General features: G+C 68.6%; 3 protein-coding genes and 1 pseudogene. 3 read left to right on the top strand and 1 reads right to left on the bottom strand.

Annotated elements, in window-relative coordinates:
* Positions 1-231 precede the first annotated feature (231 nt).
* A pseudogene (locus ACFXKZ_RS52330) lies at positions 232-318 on the top strand (hypothetical protein); the annotation flags it as partial.
* A gap of 110 nt (positions 319-428) precedes the next feature.
* Positions 429-743, top strand: coding sequence for an Imm21 family immunity protein (locus tag ACFXKZ_RS52335; RefSeq protein WP_380015643.1), 315 nt, complete (start codon positions 429-431; stop codon positions 741-743).
* A 381-nt stretch (positions 744-1,124) separates the two neighbouring features.
* Here ACFXKZ_RS52335 and ACFXKZ_RS52340 read toward each other — a convergent pair whose 3' ends face one another.
* Positions 1,125-1,511, bottom strand: coding sequence for a hypothetical protein (locus ACFXKZ_RS52340; protein ID WP_380015646.1), 387 nt, complete (start codon positions 1,509-1,511; stop codon positions 1,125-1,127).
* Between the two features lie 268 nt (positions 1,512-1,779).
* Between ACFXKZ_RS52340 and ACFXKZ_RS52345 the strand changes: the two genes are divergently transcribed.
* Positions 1,780-1,950 carry a helicase associated domain-containing protein gene (locus tag ACFXKZ_RS52345; RefSeq protein WP_380015649.1) on the top strand — a complete coding sequence of 57 codons (171 nt, stop codon included), beginning with the start codon at positions 1,780-1,782 and terminating at the stop codon, positions 1,948-1,950.
* Positions 1,951-2,224 lie beyond the last annotated feature (274 nt).

Below are 2,224 nucleotides of genomic sequence, written 5' to 3' on the forward strand. Positions count from 1 at the left end.
TCTTCGACCCGCACCCCGCTACGACGTCGGCAAGACCGTCAAACGCGAGCGCACCCTCACCGCCCACCACGACCGCACAGGATAAAGACCAAGCTGAGTACCTGTGTCTGAACCTGGCGCGGGCAACCCAGTAGATGGCAGTTCGGGGGATTGGTGGAGACTTGCGGCATGTATGCCTCTTCGTCTGATGCCTCTGCCGTCGTCCCCGGCTCCTTGCGTTGGGTGGAGTCGATGGGCGGCCCGCTGATCGTTGTCCCCGCCTCGGCGCTTGCGGAGTGGGGCGGCTCCTCCGCGTCGTGGGGTGGCGAGGGTGTCCGTGAGGACTACGACCGCGCGTGTGATGTCGAGGACTTGGCGGGCGTGATCAGTGTCGGCTCCGCCGGCGCCCGTCCCTGGTCCTGGGCGATGAGCCGGCGAACAGCTGCTATGTGCCGGGGCTTGGGGCGTTCCTGCGGTGGCTCGGGGCGTACTCGGAAGCGGACCTTCTGGCGGAGGCGGAGGCCGTCCTCGCCGACCCGGCGACCGGCTGGGAGGACTGCGGTGTCTGGGAGACCGACGGGGCAGCGGTGCTCATGGACTCCGTGACCGCCGGGAACGAGCTGGGCGTCGAGTATCCGAACGGCGGGGGCTTCCCCGAACAGGCGCCCGTCCCGGTCGAGGGCGGCCGGTGGCGGGTGAGCGCCGCCCACGTGAGCCGCGAGGACACGTCCGTCGGTGTGGTCCGGCTCCTCCCCGCCGTCTGAATCCGGAAGGCCTGCGGCGAGGCGTCGCGCTGTGACTTGAATCGCTATTTGCGTGTCGTCAGCGCTATTTGTCGTAGCGTCGCGCCACCCCTCTCGGGCGCGTTTCATGCCGACTGGGATGTCGCGAGGCCGCTGGCCGCCGCTCAGCCGAAGCGGCCGACGAGGAAGTCCGGTTCCTCGAAGGCGCCGTGCATCGCCTAGGGCGCCTCAGCGAGCGCAGCGAAGACGGGCCGGACGTTCTGGTCGAACGCGGAGATCGAGGCTGGTGGGCCTTATCTGGAAATTCAGCCAGACGCAGGCAGGCGTCGGCCCGCTCTCTGGTGGCGAGGACACGGACGGCAGCGTTCGAGCGCCGTGCCGCCCGTGCCGCACGTCCTGGATTTACTGGAATGCGCTGTCGTCGCCGATGGCGACGAATTGATCCTCAAGAGAAGGAGGCACGGGGGTGGGCCCCGGGAACAGAGTGGACTGGAGCGGGATGTACACCATGCCGGCACGCCTGGCGTTGTCCGCTTCGCCGGACTGGTGCACGACCGCGAGGGCCGCCGGGACGAACTGCCCGCCGCTGACGACGATCACGGGCCGGCCGTCGCGGTACTCGATCGTCAGCGTCCCTACATCCTCGGGCTTGACCTGGTCGGCCGGAACAAGCGTCGGTTCCGTGGGTGCCGTGCCCTCGGGTGTGGGAGTCAGGCCCAGACTCGCGGCCTGCTCCGGTGACATCTGAAACTGGGCAGGGCCCTTGGAGTTGGGTGTGGCCTCGGTCATGGATGACTCCTTTGGTAGGGCTGGTTCGGGTTCGCTCCTGAGATCATTCCCGGGCGCGAGACCGGGTGTGGAAACTCGGAGGTGATTGGCCGATTCCCTCTGGGCCTTGGCGTGGAACGCGAGCACCACGCATCACCCGGATGCCGATGTATCCAATTGGCCGGCGGGGTGCCAGGCCAACCCAGGTGGCATGAAACGCGCCCGAGAGGGGTGGCGCGACGCCACGAAAAATAGCGCTGACGATACGCCAATTAACGGTTCAAGTCACATGGGGCACTTGGAGGTGCCGCGCGCCCACGTGGAGTCGGTGACCGCGTTCGACGGGTGGCCGGAGGACGTCAGGTTGGGGGTGTGGGTGACCACGACCAGGAGCAGGCGGGCGAAGCTCTCGGCCGAGCGGATCGCCGAACTGGACGCGGTGGGGATGCGCTGGACGTGAGCCGGGGGCGGGCCGGGCCGGCCGGGGTGGATTGGGGTCGTGTCTCGTTCGGGTGAACTTCGGGGTGCCGGGGCGGGAACGTACGACGTCGTGACATGCCGCTCGTGGTGGTCCCGCCCGATCCGGGGGCCGCCCGATTCCGTTGGACAGCCCCTACTTTCTCGGGGAGGGATGGATGTCGGACCGGCGTGGCGACACGACGGCGACGTTTCACGCCGCGTCGCCGTCGTGTGGGCGGATTGTGCGGCGCATGGGGCGCGCCGACGTGGTGCCG

Origin of the sequence: Embleya sp. NPDC059237, assembly GCF_042754105.1 — a bacterium.
Classification (GTDB): domain Bacteria; phylum Actinomycetota; class Actinomycetes; order Streptomycetales; family Streptomycetaceae; genus Embleya.

Bases quoted from the DNA above. Each gene is read 5' to 3' on its own strand.
- ACFXKZ_RS52345 (WP_380015649.1), top strand. From the start codon at position 1,780: ATGGGGCACTTGGAGGTGCCGCGCGCCCACGTGGAGTCGGTGACCGCG.
- ACFXKZ_RS52340 (WP_380015646.1), bottom strand. From the start codon at position 1,511: ATGACCGAGGCCACACCCAACTCCAAGGGCCCTGCCCAGTTTCAGATG.